The organism is Rhizobium sp. P1_C7, assembly GCF_056406295.1.
In genome coordinates this window covers 47,645-69,552 of sequence record NZ_JBFUAL010000014.1, presented here as the reverse complement: position 1 = coordinate 69,552, position 21,908 = coordinate 47,645, and the positions used below count along the sequence as shown (strand labels likewise).

Annotated in this window: 19 protein-coding genes; 12 read left to right on the top strand and 7 right to left on the bottom strand. The window is 60.8% G+C overall.

Features of this window, described 5'->3' with window-relative positions; genetic code table 11:
* Positions 1-82: 82 nt before the first annotated feature.
* The 4 genes from pdxA to AC1D2R_RS21205 all read right to left on the bottom strand — a co-directional run bounded on the left by pdxA (position 83) and on the right by AC1D2R_RS21205 (position 4,697).
* Positions 83-1,072, bottom strand: coding sequence for a 4-hydroxythreonine-4-phosphate dehydrogenase PdxA (pdxA, locus tag AC1D2R_RS21220; protein WP_477970160.1), 990 nt, complete (start codon positions 1,070-1,072; stop codon positions 83-85).
* Between the two features lie 30 nt (positions 1,073-1,102).
* Positions 1,103-2,236, bottom strand: a complete 1,134-nt coding sequence (locus AC1D2R_RS21215) for an iron-containing alcohol dehydrogenase (protein ID WP_477970158.1) — start codon at positions 2,234-2,236, stop codon at positions 1,103-1,105.
* Positions 2,237-2,595: 359 nt separating this feature from the next.
* Entirely contained in the window at positions 2,596-3,783 is a 1,188-nt protein-coding gene (locus tag AC1D2R_RS21210) for a sialidase family protein (RefSeq protein WP_477970156.1), read from the bottom strand.
* Positions 3,784-3,794: 11 nt separating this feature from the next.
* Complete coding sequence (locus AC1D2R_RS21205) at positions 3,795-4,697, bottom strand: dihydrodipicolinate synthase family protein (protein ID WP_477970154.1); 903 nt, start codon at positions 4,695-4,697, stop codon at positions 3,795-3,797.
* Between the two features lie 303 nt (positions 4,698-5,000).
* Between AC1D2R_RS21205 and AC1D2R_RS21200 the strand changes: the two genes are divergently transcribed.
* The 7 genes from AC1D2R_RS21200 (at position 5,001) to AC1D2R_RS21170 (ending at position 12,559) form a co-directional block, all read left to right on the top strand.
* Positions 5,001-6,650: an ABC transporter substrate-binding protein gene (locus tag AC1D2R_RS21200; protein ID WP_477970152.1), complete on the top strand. Its 1,650-nt coding sequence runs from the start codon at positions 5,001-5,003 to the stop codon at positions 6,648-6,650.
* Between the two features lie 140 nt (positions 6,651-6,790).
* Positions 6,791-7,747 carry an ABC transporter permease gene (locus AC1D2R_RS21195; RefSeq protein ID WP_477970150.1) on the top strand — a complete coding sequence of 319 codons (957 nt, stop codon included), beginning with the start codon at positions 6,791-6,793 and terminating at the stop codon, positions 7,745-7,747.
* Positions 7,748-7,749: 2 nt separating this feature from the next.
* The gene (locus AC1D2R_RS21190) at positions 7,750-8,709 is read left to right on the top strand and encodes an ABC transporter permease (RefSeq protein ID WP_477970148.1); all 960 of its coding nucleotides are present in this window, start codon (positions 7,750-7,752) and stop codon (positions 8,707-8,709) included.
* Entirely contained in the window at positions 8,709-9,716 is a 1,008-nt protein-coding gene (locus AC1D2R_RS21185) for an ABC transporter ATP-binding protein (protein ID WP_477970146.1), read from the top strand. The genes AC1D2R_RS21190 and AC1D2R_RS21185 overlap by 1 nt, the downstream gene beginning before the upstream one ends.
* Positions 9,716-10,708, top strand: a complete 993-nt coding sequence (locus AC1D2R_RS21180) for an ABC transporter ATP-binding protein (protein WP_477970144.1) — start codon at positions 9,716-9,718, stop codon at positions 10,706-10,708. Before AC1D2R_RS21185 ends, AC1D2R_RS21180 begins: the two co-directional genes overlap by 1 nt.
* Positions 10,705-11,766: a four-carbon acid sugar kinase family protein gene (locus AC1D2R_RS21175; RefSeq protein ID WP_477970142.1), complete on the top strand. Its 1,062-nt coding sequence runs from the start codon at positions 10,705-10,707 to the stop codon at positions 11,764-11,766. The genes AC1D2R_RS21180 and AC1D2R_RS21175 overlap by 4 nt, the downstream gene beginning before the upstream one ends.
* Before the next feature lie 25 nt (positions 11,767-11,791).
* Complete coding sequence (locus AC1D2R_RS21170; protein ID WP_477970140.1) at positions 11,792-12,559, top strand: FadR/GntR family transcriptional regulator; 768 nt, start codon at positions 11,792-11,794, stop codon at positions 12,557-12,559.
* A gap of 261 nt (positions 12,560-12,820) precedes the next feature.
* Here the strand turns inward: AC1D2R_RS21170 and AC1D2R_RS21165 are convergent, their stop codons facing one another.
* The 3 genes from AC1D2R_RS21165 to AC1D2R_RS21155 form a co-directional block, all read right to left on the bottom strand.
* Positions 12,821-13,135, bottom strand: a complete 315-nt coding sequence (locus AC1D2R_RS21165; RefSeq protein WP_477970138.1) for an EthD family reductase — start codon at positions 13,133-13,135, stop codon at positions 12,821-12,823.
* Between the two features lie 179 nt (positions 13,136-13,314).
* Positions 13,315-14,373, bottom strand: a complete 1,059-nt coding sequence (locus tag AC1D2R_RS21160; protein WP_477970136.1) for an LLM class flavin-dependent oxidoreductase — start codon at positions 14,371-14,373, stop codon at positions 13,315-13,317.
* Positions 14,374-14,531: 158 nt separating this feature from the next.
* Complete coding sequence (locus AC1D2R_RS21155) at positions 14,532-15,560, bottom strand: LacI family DNA-binding transcriptional regulator (protein WP_477970134.1); 1,029 nt, start codon at positions 15,558-15,560, stop codon at positions 14,532-14,534.
* Between the two features lie 280 nt (positions 15,561-15,840).
* On the opposite strand from AC1D2R_RS21155, the gene AC1D2R_RS21150 reads away from it, so the two are divergent.
* From AC1D2R_RS21150 to araD, 5 genes are all read left to right on the top strand, one after another.
* On the top strand, positions 15,841-16,920 hold the full coding sequence (locus tag AC1D2R_RS21150; RefSeq protein WP_477970132.1) for an ABC transporter ATP-binding protein: 1,080 nt from the start codon (positions 15,841-15,843) through the stop codon (positions 16,918-16,920).
* Positions 16,921-16,985: 65 nt separating this feature from the next.
* A complete protein-coding gene (locus AC1D2R_RS21145; RefSeq protein WP_477970130.1) occupies positions 16,986-18,221 on the top strand; it encodes an ABC transporter substrate-binding protein in 1,236 nt (411 codons plus the stop codon).
* A 141-nt stretch (positions 18,222-18,362) separates the two neighbouring features.
* Positions 18,363-19,298: a carbohydrate ABC transporter permease gene (locus AC1D2R_RS21140; protein WP_477970128.1), complete on the top strand. Its 936-nt coding sequence runs from the start codon at positions 18,363-18,365 to the stop codon at positions 19,296-19,298.
* A 5-nt stretch (positions 19,299-19,303) separates the two neighbouring features.
* A complete protein-coding gene (locus AC1D2R_RS21135; protein WP_477970126.1) occupies positions 19,304-20,158 on the top strand; it encodes a carbohydrate ABC transporter permease in 855 nt (284 codons plus the stop codon).
* Positions 20,155-21,900: an L-arabinonate dehydratase gene (gene araD, locus AC1D2R_RS21130; protein ID WP_477970124.1), complete on the top strand. Its 1,746-nt coding sequence runs from the start codon at positions 20,155-20,157 to the stop codon at positions 21,898-21,900. The genes AC1D2R_RS21135 and araD overlap by 4 nt, the downstream gene beginning before the upstream one ends.
* Positions 21,901-21,908: the final 8 nt, after the last annotated feature.

Here is a 21,908-nt window from a genome sequence, read left to right as displayed (position 1 = left end):
TCATTGAGCCACAGATCATCGCCGGTGCGACGCACAATGGCGAAGGGATAAGGTTCCCCTGACGAAGCGCTTGACGAAGCGCTCAGGCCGCCTGGCGGCGCGGCGATCGAGCCATCAGCCGCGCATAGGCGATGGCAGACAGCATGTTGACGTGATTGGCCTTGCCGGTTCCGGCGATGTCGAAGGCGGTGCCGTGGTCGACGGAGACACGGTCGATCGGCAGACCAAGCGATACGTTGACGGCAGTCTCGAAGGCCACGAGCTTGATCGGGATGTGGCCCTGGTCGTGATACTGCGCGATCACCAGGTCGAATGCGCCGTTATAGGCGCGGGCAAACACGGTATCTGCCGAGATCGGACCGACGACGTCGATGCCCTTGGCCTGTGCCTGCTCGACGGCGGGCGCCAGGAATTCCATATCCTCAGTGCCAAACAGTCCATTTTCGCCGCAATGTGGATTGAGACCGGCAACGGCAATGCGCGCCTTCTGGCCGAGCCGCATGAAATGATTGTGCCCGGCCTCGATGGTGGCCAGCACGCGCTCTGTCTTGGCGCGCTCGATCGCACCCTTCAGCGAGATATGCGTCGAGACGTGGATGGTGTTCAGCCGCTCGGAGGCGAGCAGCATGAACGAGCTCTTCGATCCCGTCAGATGCGCCAAAAGTCCGGTATGACCGTCGAAATGATGGCCGGCGAGGTTCATCGCTTCCTTGTTGATCGGTGCGGTCACGATCACGTCGGCCGCGCCGGACATGGCGAGGTCGACTGCACGCGTGATGTACCGCACGGAGGCGTCGCCAGCCACCGGGCTGACCTTGCCGATTTCTGGCAGTGGTGCACCAAGGTCCACCTCATCGACGGCAATCCTGCCAGCGCCGGGAGCATCGACGGGCGCGAACGACAATCCGGTGGCAGCGGCACGATTGGCCCGCTCCAGGGCCTCGGTGTTGCCGACGATCACGAAATCGCGGCGCTCTACCTCGGGCATGGCTGCCAGCGCCTTGACGATCACCTCAGGCCCGACGCCTGCCGGATCGCCCAGCGTCACGGCGACTTTCGCATTCCTGTCCATCAGTCACATTCCTTTTCGCGTGGCACGCGCCTAGTAGGCGGCCTCATAGATCGAGCGGATATCGGCGCGCGACAGATCGCGCGGATTATTGTCGAGCAGGCGCCGGATGGCAAAGGCATCGTCGGCCATGGCGTCGAGATCGCTTTGCGGTACGCCGAGCCCCGAGAGCTTCATTTCAATGCCGAGCTCGGCGCAGAAGGAATAGGCCGCGTCAAAGACCGACCGAATATCCTGCGAAGCCTTGCGGCCGAGCGCATCCATGATGGCGCGCGTCTTTTCAGGAACCGACGGCGTGTTGAACGCAAGCACATGCGGAAAGATCAGCGCGTTTGCCGCGCCATGCGCCACATGCCAGCGCGTGCCGAGCGGGTAGGCTAGCGCGTGGCCGCCCGCGGTGTTGACCGGACCGAGGCAGAAACCGCCATAGAGAGATGCGAGCGACAGGCCGGCGCGCGCCTCGGCGTCGGAACCGTCACTCACCGCTCGCGCCAGGTACTTGCCGACCAGCCGGGCTCCTTCGATCGCATAGAGGTCGATCATCGGGTGCGCCTTGCGATTGGTGAAGGCCTCGACACAGTGCGCCATGGCATCGACACCCGTTGCAGCGGTCGTGCCGGCCGGAACGGTGAAGGTCAGTGCGGGATCGACGACGGCGATGTCGGCGAGCATGTGAATGCTTTCGACAGCCAGTTTGGCCATCGTCTTCGGATCCGTGACGAGCGCGCGGATACCGGCTTCGCTGCCGGTGCCTGACGTGGTCGGCACCTGCGCCAGCGCGACGCGACGGGGGCCATTGACCTTGTTGGGGCCGATAACCTCATGCAGCGTTTGCGACGAGCCCGCAAGCACGGCGGCAAGCTTTGCAAGATCCATGGCGCTGCCACCGCCGAACCCGACCACCAGCTGCGCATCGGCAGCGTTGGCCGCGGCAAGAACCTTGTCGAGATTGGCCGTATCCGGCTCCGGTGTCACGTCGGCAAAGACCGTGACGTCGCCCTTGAGCGCCAAGAGATCGACCCGCTTCGCATTGAACGCGTCGGAGATGACAAGAATGCGGGCATAGCCTTTTTCGCTCGCCCACTTTCCGAGCCGATCGGCGGTGCCGACGCCGAACTCGATCAAATGCGGCCGGACTATCGTGATAGGCGAATCCAAGCTGACCACTGGACCACTCCTCCCTGCAAGATCGTGCGGCATATGATGCTGCCGCCAAGATGTAAAGTTGTTATACAATGCTGATTGGCTTGGCAAGCTTTCACAGCGAATTTGTCGAAGAATTCATACCGATCAGTCGGCGTGGCAACGTGGTAAAGGTGAGGATTCCGGTACTAGTTCTTTGTTATTGCGTATATTTTCAATGATAAATTGCCATCGCTGCTATCGCGGGAGGGGCTGTCACCGGAGACCCGGGATCACAGCGCCTATTTGTCAAATCTGAAGCGGCAGATCGGCTGGCCGACGCGAGAATCTGTCAAAAGATGACGCGTCAGCCTCACACTATTCACAACTGACAAGCTGTCAGGTCACTTGAGTGCGGCTTGTGAGAGACGCACATATTTGATGGCCCGGCGATAATAGGTATAGGCGATGTGCACGACACCATCGGCCCCTTCGACGATCGAAGGGTAGGAAAATTCGCGATTGACCGCGTCCTTCGAGTTGTTGCTGAGGCAGAACCCATCTCCTGTGTCGAGGTCGACATGGCGCGGGAAGCTTTGGCCGCCATCGCTGGAGAAGGCAAGGCTGAGGGGGGCACGGGGAACGCCCCAGACCGCCTTCTGCCGCGTAGTCGACGTTACCGGCGCTGCTTCGACGTCTTCCTCGCCCTCGATTTCGTCGTAGAGCGACTGCCTTCTGGCATCGGATGTCAGCGCATTGGAATGGTTGTAAACCATTGCGATAACGCCATTTTTTAGCTTGACTGCCTGGATCGAAGAATTGTTGTTGGGCAGGTCGATCGGCTCTGGCGCGCTCCAGTGCCTGCCGCCATCCGAAGACCGGCTGGACAATACGGATTGCGAAAAACGGTTGCGGTAGAAGGCGACGAGACTGTCACCGGCAAGCGGCACGATGTTCATGTGAACGGCGCCCAGACTGTCCGGCACGTCTGTCATCGTCCAGGTCTTGCCCTGGTCGCCGGAGATCAGGACGCCAGCCGTATCTGCATCTCCGGTCCAGCGTTCCCCGGGCAATCCGACACAGCGAAAGACCGGAAGAAGCCAGTCTCCGCTGCCGTTCACGATGATCGGCTGACGGACGAAGGTACCGGGAAGATCGCAGAGAACACCGACATCTCCGAATGTCTTCCCGCCGTCGGCCGATTTCCGGTATTTGACAATAGAACCATCCTGGTTTCCGGAGGTCTGGGACGTGTAGAGCAGCCACACGGTTCCGTCAGGAGCCTTGAAAATCAATGGGTTCTGCTCGGATTTTGCGGGATCGTCGGACATTTTTTCTGCCTGCGACCAGCCGGTGGCGCCAGGCGCGAGGCGCGACATGTAAATCGAGATGTCGCCCATCCCCTCCATGGTGCCGCCAAACCAGACGCAGGTGAGTGTGCCATCCGGCAGAAAGGCAAGGTTGGCGGCGTGGTTCTGGATGCATGGGGACGGCAGATAGGCGTCTTCGCGTCCCTTTTCACTCTTGTTGGCGACAATTTCGCCGGTCATCAGTGCCGGAACCGCGTCCGGCTGCAAGCCCGTGAAGGTCATTGTCATCCTCCTTACAGCTTGGCATAGGCCTCGGAGAGCGCGGCATAATCTGCCTCGCTGATCGGCATCAGTGGCGCGCGGGTGCGCTTCCACGACGGGTTGCCGGTCTTCAGCCCCACCATCGCCTTGATCGTCGGGATCTGCACATAGGAATTGGACAGAGTACGGAAGGCATTGATCCTGGCCTGGGCGGCGTCGACGTCGGCGGTCCGCGCTTCGTCATGGACGTGGTCGTAGACGGCGCGCAGCGACCCCGCGACAAGATTGGACGTGGCCGTGATGCAGCCGGCCCCGCCTGCTTTTAAGAGCGGCAAGAGCAGTGGGTCGGCGCCAGCAAGAACGGAGAAGCCGGGATAGGCGGCGATGATCGCCTGCATGTTATTGAAATAACCGGCAGATTCCTTGATGCCGACGACGGTTTCGGGGAAGGATTCGATCAACCGGCCGATCAGCGGCACAGAAAGCGGCACGCCAGAAACCTGCGGAATATGATAGAGAATGACCTGCAGGCGACTATCGGCAACCTTTTCCAGGACCTGCGAATAGGCGGCAAACAGGCCGTCATCGGACACGCCCTTGTAGTAGAACGGCGGCAGCATGACGACCTTGGTCACGCCAAGGGAAAGCGCGTGCCTGGTGAGTTCGACCGTTTCAGGAATGGCCACCACGCCGGTGCCCGGAAGCAGCGCGTCGGCCGGAATTCCCGCCTTCAGTGCCGCTTCGAGGATGGCGCGGCGCTCGCTCGACGAGAAGGAATTGGCTTCGCCCGTGGTGCCGAGAAGTGCCACGCCATGACAACCCTCATCAAGAAGCGTGCGGCAATGGGCCGTAAACAGTCCGAGATCCGGGCTGCCATCGGCGTTGAGCGGCGTTGCGGCAGCACTGAATACGCCAGTAATCTTGTGATCGTTCATGTCGTCCTCCTCGGATGAAGGCCGCGCACCGGGCGGCAAGGGCGGGACGTCTGGCCCGCAGGGTGCCGTTTTCTTCATCCTCGCAAGGCGTGTTGTCAATATGACAATAGGCGGAAGCCGGGCATCGATTTTTTAAGGCATTGAAAAATATATATAAAATATTTTGATGCCAGAGGACCGCCGGCGCCAGATTAATTTTTGTTGACATATTTACATTATCGCGCGACTGTCTGCTGCATACATGACGCGCTTCGGGATAGAGTGAAGGTGAGGGCGTCACGGATATTGTCATGGGAGGAAAAGATGACTGATCGGAATGAACAGAATGCTGCGCAAAAGACGCAGATGTCGCGCCGCGATGCGCTGAAGCTCGGCCTTGCGGCCGGCGTCGGCCTTACGGTTTTCGGGATGAATGCCCGCATCGTGCTTGCCGACGAAGGCCAGGTCCTGAAGGTTGCCAACCCGGCCTTCAACCAGGATTGGTCGCCGTTGCGCGGCGGTGGCGTGCCCTTCCGCTGGAACTCGATCTGGTGGGCCTCGCCGATGTATTTCGACAGCGAAGGCAAGATCAAGCCCTACGTCTTCACCAGCTGGGAATCGCCCGACAACAAGGTCTGGACCTTCAAGATTGACCCCAAGGCCGTGTTCTCCGACGGCAGCAAGATCACCGCGGCCGACGTCAAGGGATCCTGGGAAGTGGCGTCCATGCCCAACACCAAGAGCCAGCGCGCCGACCAGGTGCTCGGCAAGGTCCAGGGTTACAAGGAGATCAGCGGTGGCTCCGCAACCGAACTTGCAGGCGTCGCAACGCCTGACGAGGGTACCGTTGTCGTCACGCTGGCGGACGTCGATCCGATCTTCTTCATGCGTCTTGCCAACCACATCGCTCCGATCACCAAGGCGGCACAGTCGCGCGGCAGCGACGGCCAGGAAATCGCCGACTGGTACAAGCCCGAGAGCGGCGCTGTGTTTTCCGGTCCGTTCAAGCTGACCAGCCTCGATATCGACGCCGGCAAGCTGGTGTTCGAGCCGAACGAGAATTTCTTTGGCCCCAAGCCGAAGCTGGCGCGCATCGAAATCACCTCGATCGAAGACAACGTCACCGCGACGTCGTTGATCAAGTCGGGTGAATTCAATGCTCACACCGAATTGGTCACCTCGACGATCATCCAGGACCTCGGGCCTGAATTTTCCGCCGGCCCGATCATTCCGACGAGCCAGCATTTCTGGTTCAACGTCACGCGTGCGCCGATGGACGATCCGAAGGTTCGCCAGGCGCTCATCATGGCAATCGACCGCGACGGTCTCTTCAAGGCCTCCTATCCGGATGGTCCGCACAAGAAGGCCGACCAGATCCTGAACTCGGTACCCGGCGCCGAGAACTCGGGCTTCGAACCCTATCCCTACGATCCGGCAGCCGCCAAGAAGCTGCTTGCCGAATCCACCTACGGTGGCCCGGACCGTCTGCCGAAGATCCTGTTCGTCGGCATTTCGGCGCCGGCAATCCAGGCGGCAGCCCAGTTCATCGCCGAGCAATGGCGCCAGAATCTTGGCATCACGGCCGTCGACATGAAGCCTCAGCAGGACGCTTATGCCGGTCCCGACCAGAACGCGGTCCAGATCTTCCGCGACGACGTCGGCACGCGCGTTCCCGATGCCGTTTCCTACCTTGCTGGCTGCATCGCTTCGACGTCGTCGAACGCGCAGAACAAGCTCGGTGGATACAAGAACGAGAAGGTGGATGCGGCGCTCGCCGCAGCCGCGACCAAGGCTGCCGACGATCCCGAGCGCATCAAGCTCGCGCAGGAAGCCCAGAAGGCATTCCGCGAGGATTGGGCCTTCATTCCGTGGTACTCTCAGGCGATGTCGCGCTGGGCCACCAAGGAGGTCAAGGGTATGGACAAGAACCTCGACTGGCAGGTCGTGGCGCCCTGGGACATTTCGATCGGCTGAGCCGGTCAAGCGTTCCAAAGATAGCCCTTGGGCATTTTGACAACCGCGCGAAGACCGCAAGGCCTTCGCGCAAATTTCAAGAAGACATCGCATGTCCGCGTTGACGCGGAAACGTGTCTACCAACCGGTGGGAGGTGACCTTGTTACGCTACGTGCTAACCCGGTTTGCCATCTGGATTCCGTCCGTTCTGATCGTGATGCTGGCCGTTTACGCGCTGGCCTTCTACGGCGCCGGCGATCCGATTAAGCTGATCTTTCTGCGTGCGCCCGGCGATGTCGCCTATAATCCGCAGCGTATCGAAGCCATTCGCGAAAGCGCGGGCCTGAACAAACCGTTCATCGAGCAGTTCGGCCTTTACATCTGGAACCTGCTGCATGGTCAGTTTGGCAATTCGCTGACCTCGGGCCGCTCGGTCTGGGCGATGGTGTCTGCTGCCGCACCTGTCTCCTTCAAGCTTGCGCTCTGTTCCATCATCCTGACGACTGTTGTCGCCATTCCGCTCGGCATGATTGCCGCCATGAACCAGAACAGCCGCATTGACTATGCCATTCTCGGCTCGGCGCTGTTTCTCTGGGCGATCCCGGCCTATGTCGCCGGCCCGCTTCTGATGGTCGGTCTGATCGTGCTCCTGCCGCATGCCAATGTGCCTTACGGCTGGGGTGGCGTATTCGACGTGCGCATCATTTTGCCGCTTCTTGTCCTTTCCTTCCAGCCGATCGCGCTGATCGTGCGCCAGACGCGCGCCGCCGTCATCGAGGTTCTGTCTGAAGACTTCGTCCGCACGGCCCGGGCCAAGGGCGTGCCGGAGATCGTCGTTGCGCTGCGACACATCCTGCGCCCGGTGCTGACGCCCGTCGTTACCCAGCTTGGCCTGATCATGATCACGATCGTCAACGGCGCGATCTTCGTCGAACTGGTCTTCGGTCTGCCCGGTCTCGGTCGCCTGACGGTCCAGGCGCTGATCAACTCTGACTATCCCGTCATTCTGGCGATCACGCTTATCGGATCCTTCCTAGTCATGCTGTCGAACCTTCTGGTCGACGTCCTCTATCCGCTGCTTGATCCACGCGCCAATGATGCAAGAAGGAGCCGCTGACCATGTCCGCCATCCCTCTCTCACCGACCGCGACCCCGGACGAAGCACCGGTCAGCCTGTGGCGCGATGCCTGGTATCGCCTGAAGCGCAACAGGCTCGCCGTCTTCGGCCTGATCGTCGTGCTCATCCTCGCCTTTGCTGCGATATTCGGGCCCTACCTCACGCCCTATGACTATCTGAGCCAGGACCTTCAGGCCCGAAATGCAGCACCCTCGCTGCATCACCTGTTCGGGACCGATGATCTCGGCCGCGATGTCTTCAGCCGCGTTGTCTTCGGCACCCGCACTGCCTTTCTGGTCGCCGTCGTCGTCACCGTCATTGCGGTTCTTATCGGCGTCGTGCTCGGTGCCATTGCGGGTTTCTTCGGCAATCCGTTCGACCGCATCATCATGTGGCTGACAGACATGACGATGTCGGTGCCCAACCTGCTGCTCGTCGTCGTCATCAACGCGTCCTTGAAGTCGCCGATCACGAAATGGATGGAAGCGCAGTATCTGGCGACGCTCAATCCGTTCTATCGCCAGACGATCTGGGTCGACTTCATGCTTGTCTTCGGCTCGATGGCGCTGATCTCCTGGCCGCCCTATGCGCGTCTCGTTCGCGCCCAGGTGCTGTCGATCCGCGGCCGGCCCTATATCACGGCGGCCCAGGCGCTCGGTCTTTCCAACTGGATCATCATGAAGCGCTACGTCATTCCGAACGCACTCGGCCCGCTGATCGTTTCCGTCAGCGCCGGCCTCGGTACCGCTATGGTCCTGGAAAGCGCCTTCAGCTTCCTCGGCGTCGGCGTCAACCCGCCGACCCCCAGCTGGGGCAACATGATCTCGGACGGCCTGCGCGTCTGGCAGCACTATCCCCACCTGCTTGCTGCCCCGGCAGCGGTTCTCGGGCTTGCCTCGGTCGCCTTCAGCTTCCTCGGTGATGGCCTCAACGACGCACTCAATCCTCGGGGGAACAAGTGATGACCATCACCAAATCCAACGAACGACTGCTTGATGTTCGCGACCTGACGGTCGAGATCGACGGCCGGAATGGTCCGGCGGTCGTGGTCGACGGCATCGACCTCTACGTCAACAAGGGCGAAACGCTTGGGGTCGTCGGCGAATCCGGCTGCGGCAAGAGCCTGACGATGCTGAGCCTGATGCGGCTCCTGCCGAACAAGATCAAGGTGACGAAGGGAACGGCGATTTTCGACGGAAAGGATCTGCAGAAGATGTCGAACCGCGAGCTGCGCAAGGTGCGCGGCGGCGATATTGGCTTCGTCTTCCAGGATCCGATGACCTCGCTGAACCCGGTGATGCGGGTCGGCGACCAGATCTGCGAGCCGCTGATCTACCACCGCAACATGAAGAAATCCGAGGCACGCATCCGGGCGGTCGAATTGTTGCGCCTTGTCGGCATTCCCGGCCCGGAAGAGCGCCTGCAGGCCTATCCGCACGAACTGTCCGGCGGCATGCGCCAGCGTGTGATGATCGCTATGGGTCTTGCGTGCAATCCGAAGCTTCTGATCGCCGACGAGCCGACGACGGCACTCGACGTCACGATTCAGGCGCAGATCGTCGATCTCGTGAAGGATCTGCGCGCCAAGCTCGGCATGTCGGTCGTCTGGATCACCCACGATCTGGCCCTGATCGCCGGTCTCGTCGATCGGGTGGCAGTGCTCTATGCCGGCACCGTGGTCGAGGACGCACCGGTCGATGAACTCTATGCTCACCCGAGCCACCCCTATACGCGGGGCCTGCTTGCCTCGATCCCGAAGCTCTCGGATGCACCGGCAAGCCGGCTGAGCTCGATCGGCGGTACGCCGCCCGAACCCGGCCGCCGCCCGAAGGGATGTCCGTTTGCGCCGCGCTGTCCGCTGGCCGAAGCCATCTGCCACGAGAGCGTGCCGAAGCTGGAGCCGTTGAGCGGCGCCGGCAACCACCGCACCGCCTGTTTCGTCGTCCAGAAAATGCAGGAGGCCGCGTGATGGGTGCCCAACCGCTGCTGAAGATCGAAAACCTCGTCAAGCATTTCCATGTCAAGCTGGGCGCCTTCGGCGAGCGCCAGGCCACCGTCTATGCGCTCGACAACGTCAATCTTGATATCATGGAAGGCGAAACGCTGAGCCTTGTCGGCGAATCCGGCTGCGGCAAGTCGACCACCGGCTTCACCATCCTCAACCTTTACAAAGCGACCAGTGGCAAGGTCGTCTACAAGGGCCAGGATCTGGCGACCTTGGACGAGAAGCAGATGCGGCCCTTCCGCCGCGACCTGCAGATCGTCTTCCAGGATCCCTATTCGACGCTCAATCCGCGCATGACGATCGGCGAGGCGATCGGAGAGCCGATCCTGTTCCACAAGCTTTGCACCAAAGCAGAGCTCAAGGACAAGATCGCAACGCTGCTCACCGACGTCGGTCTGCCGACACGCTTTGCGCAACGCTATCCACACGAACTCTCCGGCGGTCAGCGCCAGCGCGTGGTGATCGCCCGGGCACTGGCATGCCAGCCGAAGTTCATCGTCTGCGACGAAGCGATTTCGGCGCTCGACGTATCGATCCAGGCGCAGATCATCAACCTGCTGCTCGACCTGCAGGAAAAATACGGCCTGACCTATCTTTTCATTGCCCACGATCTGGCGGTCGTGCGCCATATCAGCACGCGCGTCGGCGTCATGTATCTCGGTCGCCTGGCGGAGCTTGCGACCCGTGAGGAGCTGTTCGAAAACCCGCTGCATCCCTATACCAAGGCGCTGCTGTCTGCAGTGCCCGAGACTGATCCGGAGCTTGAGCGCACCCGTACCCGGCAGATCCTGCAGGGCGACGTGCCAAGCCCGCTCAATCCGCCGAGCGGCTGCCGCTTCCACACAAGGTGCCCGATCGCGATGGACGTCTGCAGCAAGGTCGTGCCCGATTGGAAGGAAGCCAAACCCGGCCATCTCGTCGCATGCCATGCCGTCAATACGGGCCAGACCGCATGACGTTGAAGGTCGCGATCATCGCCGACGATCTGACCGGCGCCCTCGACACGGGTACGCCCTTCGTCGATGCCGGTCTTTCCGTCGTCGTCGCGATCGAGATCGAAGCGATATCCAAGGCGCTGGCATCAGGCGCTGACGTCGTCGTGGTCAACACGGCCTCAAGAGCTCTCCCGGAGGAGGAAGCGGCAAGAAGGGTCGGCCTTGCGGCCAGCGCACTTCTTGCCGCCTCACCTGAAATCGTCCTGAAGAAGATCGATTCGCGACTGAAGGGCAATGTGGCCGCGGAAAGTGCGGCACTCGCCGCCGTTTTCGGTCACCAGGAGATCGTCCTTGCCCCTGCCATTCCCGATCAGGAACGCTTCACCCGCAACGCGCATGTCGTCGGGCGCGGCGTGGACGAGCCACTGCCGATCGCTGATCTCTTCAAGCCGCGTCGCGAGGCGGTTCTCATCGTCGATGCCGAGAGTGACAGTGATCTCGACCGACTGATCAAGGAGCACGACTGGAAAACGACGCTCGCCGTCGGCGCACGTGGCATCGGCAGCGCGTTTGCCCGCAGCATCGGCAAGGCGAACAAGCCCTCGGGACAGTTCGAGGCGACGCTGAAGACCGTCTTCGCGTTCGGCTCCCGCGACCCGATCACCGCGGCGCAGATGGCAAGGCTCGAGGCTTCAGGCATGCTGGGCGCGAGCATCGAGGCTCCGATGGGAGCGATAGAACACGGCGAAGGCCTGGCGTTGCCGGTGCTCTTGCATTGTACAGGAGAGATCTCGGGCGAGGGGGCGGCTGTTGCAGGTCGCTTTGCGCAAGGGGTGAAATCGGTGATAGAGGACACGCGGCCGGACATGGTGATGGTCGGCGGTGGCGATACGGCACTCGCCGTTTTCCGGGAACTGGGAATTTTCGTTCTGAGACCCAAGGGTGAGATCGAGGCGGGCGTTCCCTGGTTCGACGTGATTGCGGCAGATGGTGCCGCCTTGCGCTGTGCCGTCAAGTCCGGGGGCTTTGGGAATTCGGATAGTTTGCTAAGAGTGATACCGCAGAATCAGCTGGCGTGAGACGATGCCGGCGGGGAGAATGAACGTGGATGAAGCAAACGGAGCATCGGCGAGCGGGCGACCAGCCCCGGCAGCAGCCAAGCCGGAACGCGGCAAGGCGGTGAAGCTGGTCGATCGCGTTTTCGACCAGCTTCTGGAGCGTATCCGCTCCGGAAACTACCCGCCGGATTCGCGCCTGCCGGGGGAGCACGAGCTTGCCTCCTTGCTTGGCGTGTCGCGCCCGATCGTGCGTGATGCGTTGGCCAAGCTGCGGGATCAGGGGATGGTCTATGCGCGCCAGGGTGCCGGCACCTTCGTCAGTGCGCATGGCTCGCCCACCACGCAGCTGTCCTATTCGCCGGTCAAGACGATTGCGGACATCCAGCGCTGCTACGAGTTTCGCCTGACCATCGAACCGGCGGCGGCCTATTTCGCAGCAAAGCGGCGCGATGACGCCGCCATCCAGAAAATCGCTTCCGCGCTCGCCGATCTTCGAGAGGCGACCAGCCACCAGCTTCACCGGACAGATGCCGATTTCAATTTTCACCGCTCTGTGACGGAAGCGGCAAACAATCACTACTACACGGCCTCGATCGACGCCCTGAAGGCACATATCGCTGTCGGCATGCATCTGCACGGACTGTCGCTGCTTGGCCCGAGGCCCGGCCTCGAACAGGTGTTCCAGGAGCACAACGCGATCTACAAGGCGATCGCCGAGGGGCGCGCGGAGGAGGCGCGTGATCTGATGAAGACCCATCTTGAAGGGTCGAGGGATCGATTGTTCGAAGGGCGTGCCCTGGACCTGTCGTTCTAGAGGACAAGGCGATCCGGCGCCTACGGACCAAGGTCGGTAGGGCGCAACCATGGTGCATCTCCAGGTCACCGACTCATAAAGCGCATCCAGATTTTGGCTGAAGCGAGCTTGACGAGAGCAAGGTAGTTTTCGCTTCAACGGCAACCACATGTTCCCGATCGTCGATCGGTTCGGCACCGGCTACGTCACCATGGATCAGGTGCACCAGCACTACGCCGATCTTGGAAAATTCAACGGCTACGCCTGACGCGCCGAAGCCCTCTACCCTCCAACGATTTCGCTGATCTGCACGATGGGCGCGATGTCCGTATAGTTGGCGACGTCCGCGACGATCTCCGCGCGGTGAGGACCGAAGGCCTCCTGGAATGTCCCCAGGGTCGGCGAGTAGATGTGGCACGCCGCGACGAACTCCGGCGCGCTTCCAGGTTCGCCACCCGCAAGGCCCTTGTCGATCTCGTAGCGCAGGCAGGCTTCGCCGAGCCGTTCCTGGATCAGTGGCATGTGGTGAGTGCGGTAGTAGTCGTGATCGAACTTCGAGCCGCCATCGGCCGGATAGTAGACGCTCATCTTGATCATGGTCGGCTCCTGTCTGAACGCCTCTCCGAGCGTCCGAGGGGCCTTTCTAGCTCACCGACTCGTAAAGCGCATCCAGATTTTCTGAAGCGAGTCTGACAAGGCTGGCCCATCAGCAGCTCCCTTCAAGAAGCTTGAATCAGAACCTTGCAGCTACCGCCAGCAGTTTATGAATGCGTGACCTAGAGTGGTCCGTGATCTATCCTGGGCAGGACATAGCGTGAGAAAAGATCAGCTTCGGCAGCGTGCGGGTAGCCGGAGAAAATGAAGGCCTCAATTCCTTCTTCGCGATAGGCCGCCAGTTTTTTCAGTACCTGATCGGGATCTCCGACGATCGCAGCGCCACAGCCCGAACGCGCTCGCCCGATCCCTGTCCACAGGTTGTCTTCCGCATAACCTTCCTTGCCAGCCTCTTCGCGCAGCTCTGCTTGTCTTCTGACGCCGGCGGACTGGCTGTCCAGCGACTTCGCGCGGATGGCTGCCCCCACGGCATCATCGAGTTTCGACAGCAAGCGATCTGCTGCAAGCCGTGCCTCCGCTTCTGTCTCGCGAACCACAACATGCACGCGATAACCGAAGCGCAACGCGCGACCGCGCGCCGCTGCCCTCGCGCGCAGATCCGCGATTGTTTCGCGGACAACGGCCATGCGGTCGGGCCACATCAGGTAGATGTCGGCTCCAGCCGCGGCTGCCTCGCGCGCATCCTCGGAGAGGCCACCGAAATAGAATTGCGGACAGCGTCCGGAGACCGGCGCAAGTCGCGGCGGATCGATTTTCAACTTCCAGAACGTCCCGTCATGATCGACATGTTTGCCGTTAAGAAGTGCGCGCAGGATCGACATGGCCTCGATGGTGCGTGCGTAGCGAGGGGCGCTGGCAAGGGTTTCACCCGGCATCTCACTGGAAATGATATTGACGGAAAGCCGCCCGCCACTCATGCGGTCAATGGTAGCAATCTGACGTGCAAGTTGTGGTGGCCAGCTTTCGCCGATTCGGGTGGCCATGAGGAGTTTGATCCGGTGTGTCAGTGCGGCCATGGCTGAGGCAAAGGCGGTCGTATCGATACCGAGCGCATAGCCGGATGGAAGCAGGATGTTGTCGAAGCCGCCGCTCTCGGCCTGCAGTACAATGTCACGGCAATGCTCGAAGCTCGATTGCAACCGCGGATCAGGAGAGCCGAGAAATTCATAGTCGTCGTCGCAGAGCGCCGAAAACCAGCTTATTTCGCATGCATTTGTCATGGCTTATACCTCCAGCCCGGTCCCGGTGCGAGCGCAGCGCACTTGTTTACAGTCATGTCCCTCTGGCACTGGCAGCTGTGATCACAGGCGGTGGCCTACTCGGAAGAAGAGAGCGTTTGTTGTTTGCGCCATTTGTAAATCAATGTCCAAAACGCGGTTCAGCTGCTCTGACGATGAAGCAGCGTGAAGCGGGTATCAATGGTCTTCGGCGTTCTGTCGCCGCCTGATGCAATGCGCTCGAGGATCAGTCTCGCCGCCTCGGTCCCGATCAGATCACCGGGTGGACGGATCGTGGTCAGCGAAGGATTTGAGGCCGCACTGAAGCTCAGGTCTCCGAAGCCGACCACGGACAGCTGTCCCGGGATGTCTATGCCAAGCCGCTGGCATTCGAATATGACGCCGAGCGCTACGTGGTCGTTGGAGCACGCTATGCCATCGACCTTCGGAAACTTGCGAATGGTTTCTCCAAGAAGCATGGCCCCGACCTCCGCACTGGAAGGTGCCGGATGCTGGATGATGTCAGCCATCACGCCTTTGACCTTTCGGGCCTCCTCCATGAAGCCGTCGGCGCGATGGGCGGCTCGCCTGTCCTCGTGCAAGCGGGCACCGAGATAGACCAGGTGCTTGCGGTTTCGCTGAACAAGATGGGCGGCTGCCGAGCGACCGACATCCTCATGGTGAAATCCGACCGCCATCTCGATCGGCTCTGATCCGAGCTCCCAAATTTCGACCACGGGAATGGTGCTTTCGCGAAGCAGTCTTCTCGTCGCATTGCTGTGGGAAAGACCGGTCAAGACAATGGCAGCCGGCGCCCATGACAGCGCCATGCGAACGAGGTTCTCCTCCTCACGCTCGCTATATTCGGTGTGGCCAAGCAGGACCTGCAATCGCTCCTTGCCGAGTTCCGTCTGCATGGTGGCCACGGTTTCGGCAAAGAACGCATTTCTGACGGATGGTACGATGATGCTGACAGCTCGCGAGGAGGCCGCCGCAAGTCCGCCCGCCATGAGGTTGGGGACGTAGCTCAGCGTATCGATGGCCTTGGCGATGGCTTCGCTTGCGGCCGCGGAAACCGCGTCCGGCTTGCGCAGGTAAAGGGAGACCGTCGACGGCGAGGTCTTCGCCGCGGCGGCGACGTCCATCATCGTGACGCGCTGGATCTTGCGGCGTTTGCGCGTTGGTTTCATCGAGCCTGCGTTATCCACCATTTTCACCATCTGAATAATAGCGCTATTATTACTTTCGATGATAACCCATGGGCTCGTCGAGAACAATTCCTGTTTCTCGAAATGCATCAAATATCTGATTGGAATGCCATTAATTACGTTTCGCCATGTTTCGTCCCGTCTCGCAGGCGAATGGCGGTCGTCAAAAACAAGTGGGCTTGCAAATTGTAAATCGTAGCGCTATTATTTTCGCAATGACAATGATGGGCGCCTGCTTAGGTGCCGCTTTCGGGAGGCTGGAATGGCGGGAGTGAGCCTGCGGGCGCTGGACAAGAGTTATGGTGCGCTCAAAATCGTGAAGGGCATCGATCTTGATATCGCAGACGGTGAGTTCGTCGTTTTCGTCGGCCCTTCGGGCTGCGGAAAATCGACGACCCTGCGCATGGTCGCTGGACTTGAGCCCATCACGGGTGGCGAGGTGAGGATCGGCGATCGTGTTGTCAACAACCTGCCGCCACGCGAGCGCGACATTGCGATGGTGTTCCAAGACTACGCTCTATATCCTCACAAGACGGTTCGCGAGAACATGGGCTTCAGCCTGAAGGTGCGCGGTGTCGCCGCCGGCGAGGCGTCCGTTCGCGTCGATGAGGCTGCCAACATGCTTGGCATTTCGCACCTTCTGGATCGTCGTCCTGGCCAGTTGTCGGGTGGTCAACGCCAGCGTGTCGCGATGGGTCGTGCCATTGTCCGCCGACCCCAGGTGTTCCTGTTCGATGAGCCACTGTCCAATCTGGACGCAAAGTTGCGCGGCCAGGTTCGAACCGAAATCAAGAAGCTGCACCAGACAATCGGAACGACAATCATCTATGTGACGCATGATCAGGTCGAGGCGATGACACTTGCTGACCGGATCGTGATCCTGCGGGGCGGCGTCATCGAGCAGGTCGGGACGCCCGATGAGGTCTATAACCACCCGGCAAGCGTCTTCGTCGGTGGCTTCGTTGGTTCTCCCGCCATGAATTTTGCGCGGGCAAGGGCTGACCGTGAAAAGCTGGTCTTTGCCAATGGCGATGCCTTGCCACTATCTGCCGTTCAGGCCGCCGGTAAGGCCGGGGCTGTTGATGGACGCGAGTTCATTGTCGGAATTCGGCCGGAGCATTTCGGACCGGCGACGGCATCGGGACCGGTGTTGACCTGCCACGTCCAAGTCGTCGAGCCGCTGGGCTCCGACACGCTGGTGCACTTTGCCGTCGGTGGCGAAACCCTGACCGCCCGCATGCCTCCGGAGACGCGTGTAGGCGCTGGTGAAACGCTGAAAATCGGCTTGGATCCCGCAAAGATCCATCTGTTTGACGCGACGAGCGAGCGCACGATCAACTGACGCATCCACAGACGACTACATTGCGGTCTTGCGGTCGCATCCACGAACCAGAATGGGAGGAAACCATGACATTTTCAAAATTGGCCGGCGCACTCATCGGCGGCACGATGCTTGCTTTTGCAGCACCGGCCTCGGCCCAGACGGCGCTCAACGTCTATATTTCCAGCCAGCATCAGCCCGATGTCTGGCGCAAGGCGCTCGACAAGTACGAAGCCGCCAATCCGGACGTCAAGGTCAAGATCGAAACCGGCGGCAATACGTCGGAAGCGCAGGCGCAGTACCTGAACACGGTCATGTCTGCCAAGGATACGTCCCTCGATGTGCTCATCCTCGACGTCATTCGTCCGGCCCAGTTTGCCGCCGCGGGCTGGACCAGCGACTTCCAGGGCAAGGACATGTCGAGCTACCTTCCTGCCTATTCAGGCGCAAACACGGTCGATGGCAAGGTGATTGCGCTGCCGGCCTTTGCGGACTCGCAGTTTCTCTATTACCGCAAGGACCTGCTGGACAAATACGGTATCAAACCCCCAACGACCTGGGATGAGCTCAAGGCGGCGGTGAAGACGATTTCCGGGGGCGAGGGGAACGCCAATCTGCAGGGCCTTTCCTTCCAGGGCAAGGCAATCGAGGGCGCGGTCTGCACCTTTCTTCTTCCCTATTGGAGCCAGGGCAAGGCGTTGACCGAAAACGGCCGTCTTACGTTCGACCACGATGCCGCGGTGAAGTCGCTAAGCCTCTGGAAGAGCTTTGCCGACGAAGGCATTTCCAAGAAAAACATTGCCGAAGTGGGCACGGATGATACCCGCAAGGAATTTCAGTCAGGCAACGTCATCTTTGCCGTCAACTGGTCCTATGCTTGGGCGCAGGCGCAGGGAAAGGATTCGGCGGTTGCCGGTAAGGTCGGCGTTGCCCGGCTGCCGGCGATGACGGGTGGCGAGCAGGCAACCTGCCTTGGCGGCTGGGAGTGGGGCGTTTCTGCCTATTCCGAGCATCAGGACGAGGCCAAGAAGCTGGTCGAATACCTGTCCTCGCAGGAAGTGTCGAAATTCATGGCCATCAATGGCGCGCTGTTGCCGACCTATCCGGACCTCTATCGTGACGCCGACATCACCAAGAGCGCCCCATGGTTTGCCGATGCGCGCCAGGTGGTCGAGACCGCCAAGCCACGTCCGGTGACGCCGCGCTACAACGAAGTCAGCGAAGTCATCCGTACCACCGTCAATGCCGTGCTTGCCGGGGTGACGACGCCTGAAGCCGGCGCCGACCAGATCGAAGCGCGCCTCAAGCGCATCCTGCGGTGACGGGGTTCTGATACCAGCTTCATCCTCTCCCTGATCAGCCGGGGAGAGGGCCCACTCATGAGATAGCCGAAGTCAGTTTCCTTCGCCCGGTCGAAGGGGGTGGCTTTGCGCCCTGATCTCTCAACGGTTCGGAATGAAACCATGGCGACGACGACCACATACAAGGTGACACATGCGAGCGAGACCCGCGCTCCTGGCTGGACACGCTGGTTCGACCTCAGTGACCGCGCCCTTGCCGTATTGCTCCTGGCCCCGGCCGCGATCCTGCTGGCGCTGATCATTGTCTATCCGGTCTGTCGGCTGCTCTATACCAGCTTTTTCAATCTTTCGCTGACCTCCGGACTGCCGGCCGAGTTCGTGGGGCTCGAAAACTACAGGCTGATGATCGACGATCCGGTCTTTTGGGAAACGACCTGGAACACAGTCCTGATCACGCTGATCACCGTACCAGGCGCGTTGCTTGTCGGTCTGGCGCTCGCATTGCTGGCGAACCTGCCCTTTGGCATGCAGTGGCCTGTGCGCCTGTCGCTGCTCATCCCCTGGGCGCTGCCATTGTCGTTCGCCGGTCTGATTTTCGCCTGGTTCTTTCATTCCGAATATGGCGTTGTCAACGATGTGCTCCAGCGGCTTGGCTTTGAGGGGGTCATCTGGTTCAACTCGCCGAACCTGGCCTTTGCCGCCATCTGCCTGACCATCATCTGGAAGACGTCGTCCTTCATGGCGCTGATCATCCTTGCTGGTCTTCAGACGATCCCGCGTTCGCTCTATGAGGCGGCCGATGTCGACGGGGCGGGACGTGTGCGGCAGTTCTTCGAAATTACCTTGCCGCTTCTCAAGCCTTCGATCGTGGTTGCGCTCATCTTCCGCACCATTACCGCGCTGCAGACCTTCGACATCCCCTACATGATGACCGGTGGCGGACCGGGCACGTCGACCTCGACGCTTGCCATGTACATCCACCAGAACACCGTTTCGTTCCTCGATCTCGGCTACGGATCTGCACTCGCCGTCGTCATGTTCGCGCTGTCGATGTGCGTGACGGCTGTCTATCTGCGCCTCATCCGGACAAAGGAGTAATCGCCATGAGTACCGCCACCACGTCCGGATCGATACCGGTTTTGTCCGGAAAGCCGCTTCGCTTCATCGCTGCAGCAATCCTCCTGATCAATGGCATGTTCCCGGCGCTCTGGATCCTCTTCACCTCGTTGAAGACGGAAGCAGAACTGACCGCCAAGCCGATCACCTGGTTCCCGCATGCCCCTACGCTGCAGAATTACGTACAGGCCTTTTCAGACCAGCCGTTGCATCTTTTCCTGTTCAACAGCGTCATGGTGGCGCTGCTGTCAACGGCGCTGACGCTGCTGATCGCGGTGCTGGCCGCCTATGCCCTTGCACGTCTCAACCTTGCCTATCGCGGGCTGATCCTGTCGCTGATCATCGCCGTTTCGACGTTTCCGTTGGTAACCCTTCTGGTGCCGCTGTTCGAGATCATGCGGGCGCTCAATCTCCTCAACAGCTGGACGGCACTCGTCCTGCCCTACACGGTTCTCAGCCTTCCCGTGTGCACGCTGATGCTGGTCTCGTTCTTTGAAGGTATTCCGCGCGATCTGGAAAATGCCGCCATGATCGACGGATGCACCCGCCTCGGGGCCCTCTTCAAGGTGGTGGTGCCGCTCTGCGCGCCAGGTGTATTTACCGCCGGCATCCTTGCCTTCGTCAATGCCTGGGATGAGTTCCTTTTGGCGCTGTCGTTCAATTCCAACCCGTCGCTGCGCACCTTGCCCGTCGGCATCCAGCTTTATCAGGGCGAGTTCGCATTTCCCTGGCCTGTCATTTCAGCGGCGCTGGTCGTCGGCATCGTACCGGTGGCCGTCCTGATCGTCATCTTCCAGGAGCGCGTCGTCTCGGGCCTGACCGCGGGGGGTATCAAGGGATGAGCGGGGTACCGAAAAGACGCGATCTTTCCGAACTGCGCAGCCAGAGGTGGTTCGCCTCTGACGACATGCGTGGCTTTGCCCACCGGCAGCGCACCCAGCAGATGGGTATGCGCCGCGAGGAGTTCATGGGCCGGCCCGTCATCGGTATCATCAACACCTGGAGCGAGATGAGCCCTTGCCACGCGCACCTTCGCGATCGGGCCGAGGCCGTCAAGCGGGGCGTTTGGCAGGCTGGCGGATATCCGGTCGAGATGCCCGCGCTGTCGGTGGGCGAGGTCATGGTGAAACCGACCACCATGCTTTACCGCAATTTCCTCGCGATGGAATGCGAGGAGCTCCTGCGCTCCCATCCGGTCGATGGAGCGGTTCTGCTCGGTGGTTGCGACAAGTCGACGCCGGCGCTTTTGATGGGTGCTATTTCCATGGATCTGCCGGTCATCTATTGCCCGGCCGGCCCGATGTCGAACGGCCAATGGCGCGGCATGAAGACCGGCGCGGGCACCCATACCAAGAAATACTGGGATGAGCTTCGCGCCGGCAACATTACGCAGTCAGACTGGATCGATCTCGAGAGCCGGATGACCCGCTCTGCCGGCACGTGCAACACCATCGGGACCGCCTCGACCATGACGTCGATCGTTGACGCAATGGGCCTGACCTTGCCCGGTGCGTCATCCATTCCGGCGACCGATTCCGGTCATCCGCGCATGGCATCTTTTTGCGGCGTGCGGATCGTGGAGATGGTGTGGGAGAACCTCAAGCCGTCGGACATCCTCGACAAGTCCAGCTTTCTGAACGGTCTCGTTGCCTATATGGCGCTCGGTGGCTCGACCAACGCCGCCGTCCATCTGGTCGCCATGGCGCGGCGCGCCGGTGTCGACCTGTCGCTCGACGACATGGCCGAAATGGCTGGCAAGGTTCCGGTCGCCGCCAACATCTTTCCATCGGGCGAGTATCTGATGGAGGATTTCTATTTCGCCGGCGGACTGCTTGCACTTTTGAAGAAATTCTCACGTCATCTCGACCTTACCAGGCCCACGATCAACGGCCGGACCCTCGGTGAGAACCTTGCGGGTGCCGAGTGCTGGAATGACGATGTCATCCGCGGTGAGGACGATCCTGTCGTGCCGCTATCGCGCGGCAAGACACTCGAGGTCCTGCGTGGCAACCTGGCGCCGAACGGTGCGGTCATGAAGTCTTCGGCAGCGAGTGCCAAGTTCCTCAAGCATGTCGGCCCGGCAATCGTCTTCGACAATCCCGGCGTCATGAACAAAACGCTCGACGATCCCGACCTCGACATCACCGAGGATACGGTGATCGTGCTGCGCAATGCCGGTCCGGTCGGTGCACCCGGCATGCCGGAATGGGGCAACCTCCCGATCCCGAAAAAACTGCTCAAGCAGGGTGTGCGCGACATGGTGCGCATCTGTGACGGGCGCATGAGCGGCACGCATTATGGCACCTGCATCCTGCACGTCTCCCCGGAGGCGGCAATCGGCGGACCGCTGGCATTGCTCCAGACAGGAGATCTGATCGAGCTCGACGTCGAAGCCGGCACGATCAACATGCGGGTCGATGGAACCGAACTTAACCGGCGGCGCCAGGCGTGGAAGCCTGCGCCACCTGTCTATCAACGGTCCTTCGCCGCTCTCTATCAGCAGCATGTCAGCCAGGCTGACCAGGGCTGTGACTTCGATTTTCTAAGCGGCACCGCAGTCGTGCCCGATCCCGCGATCTACTGAGGAGACGA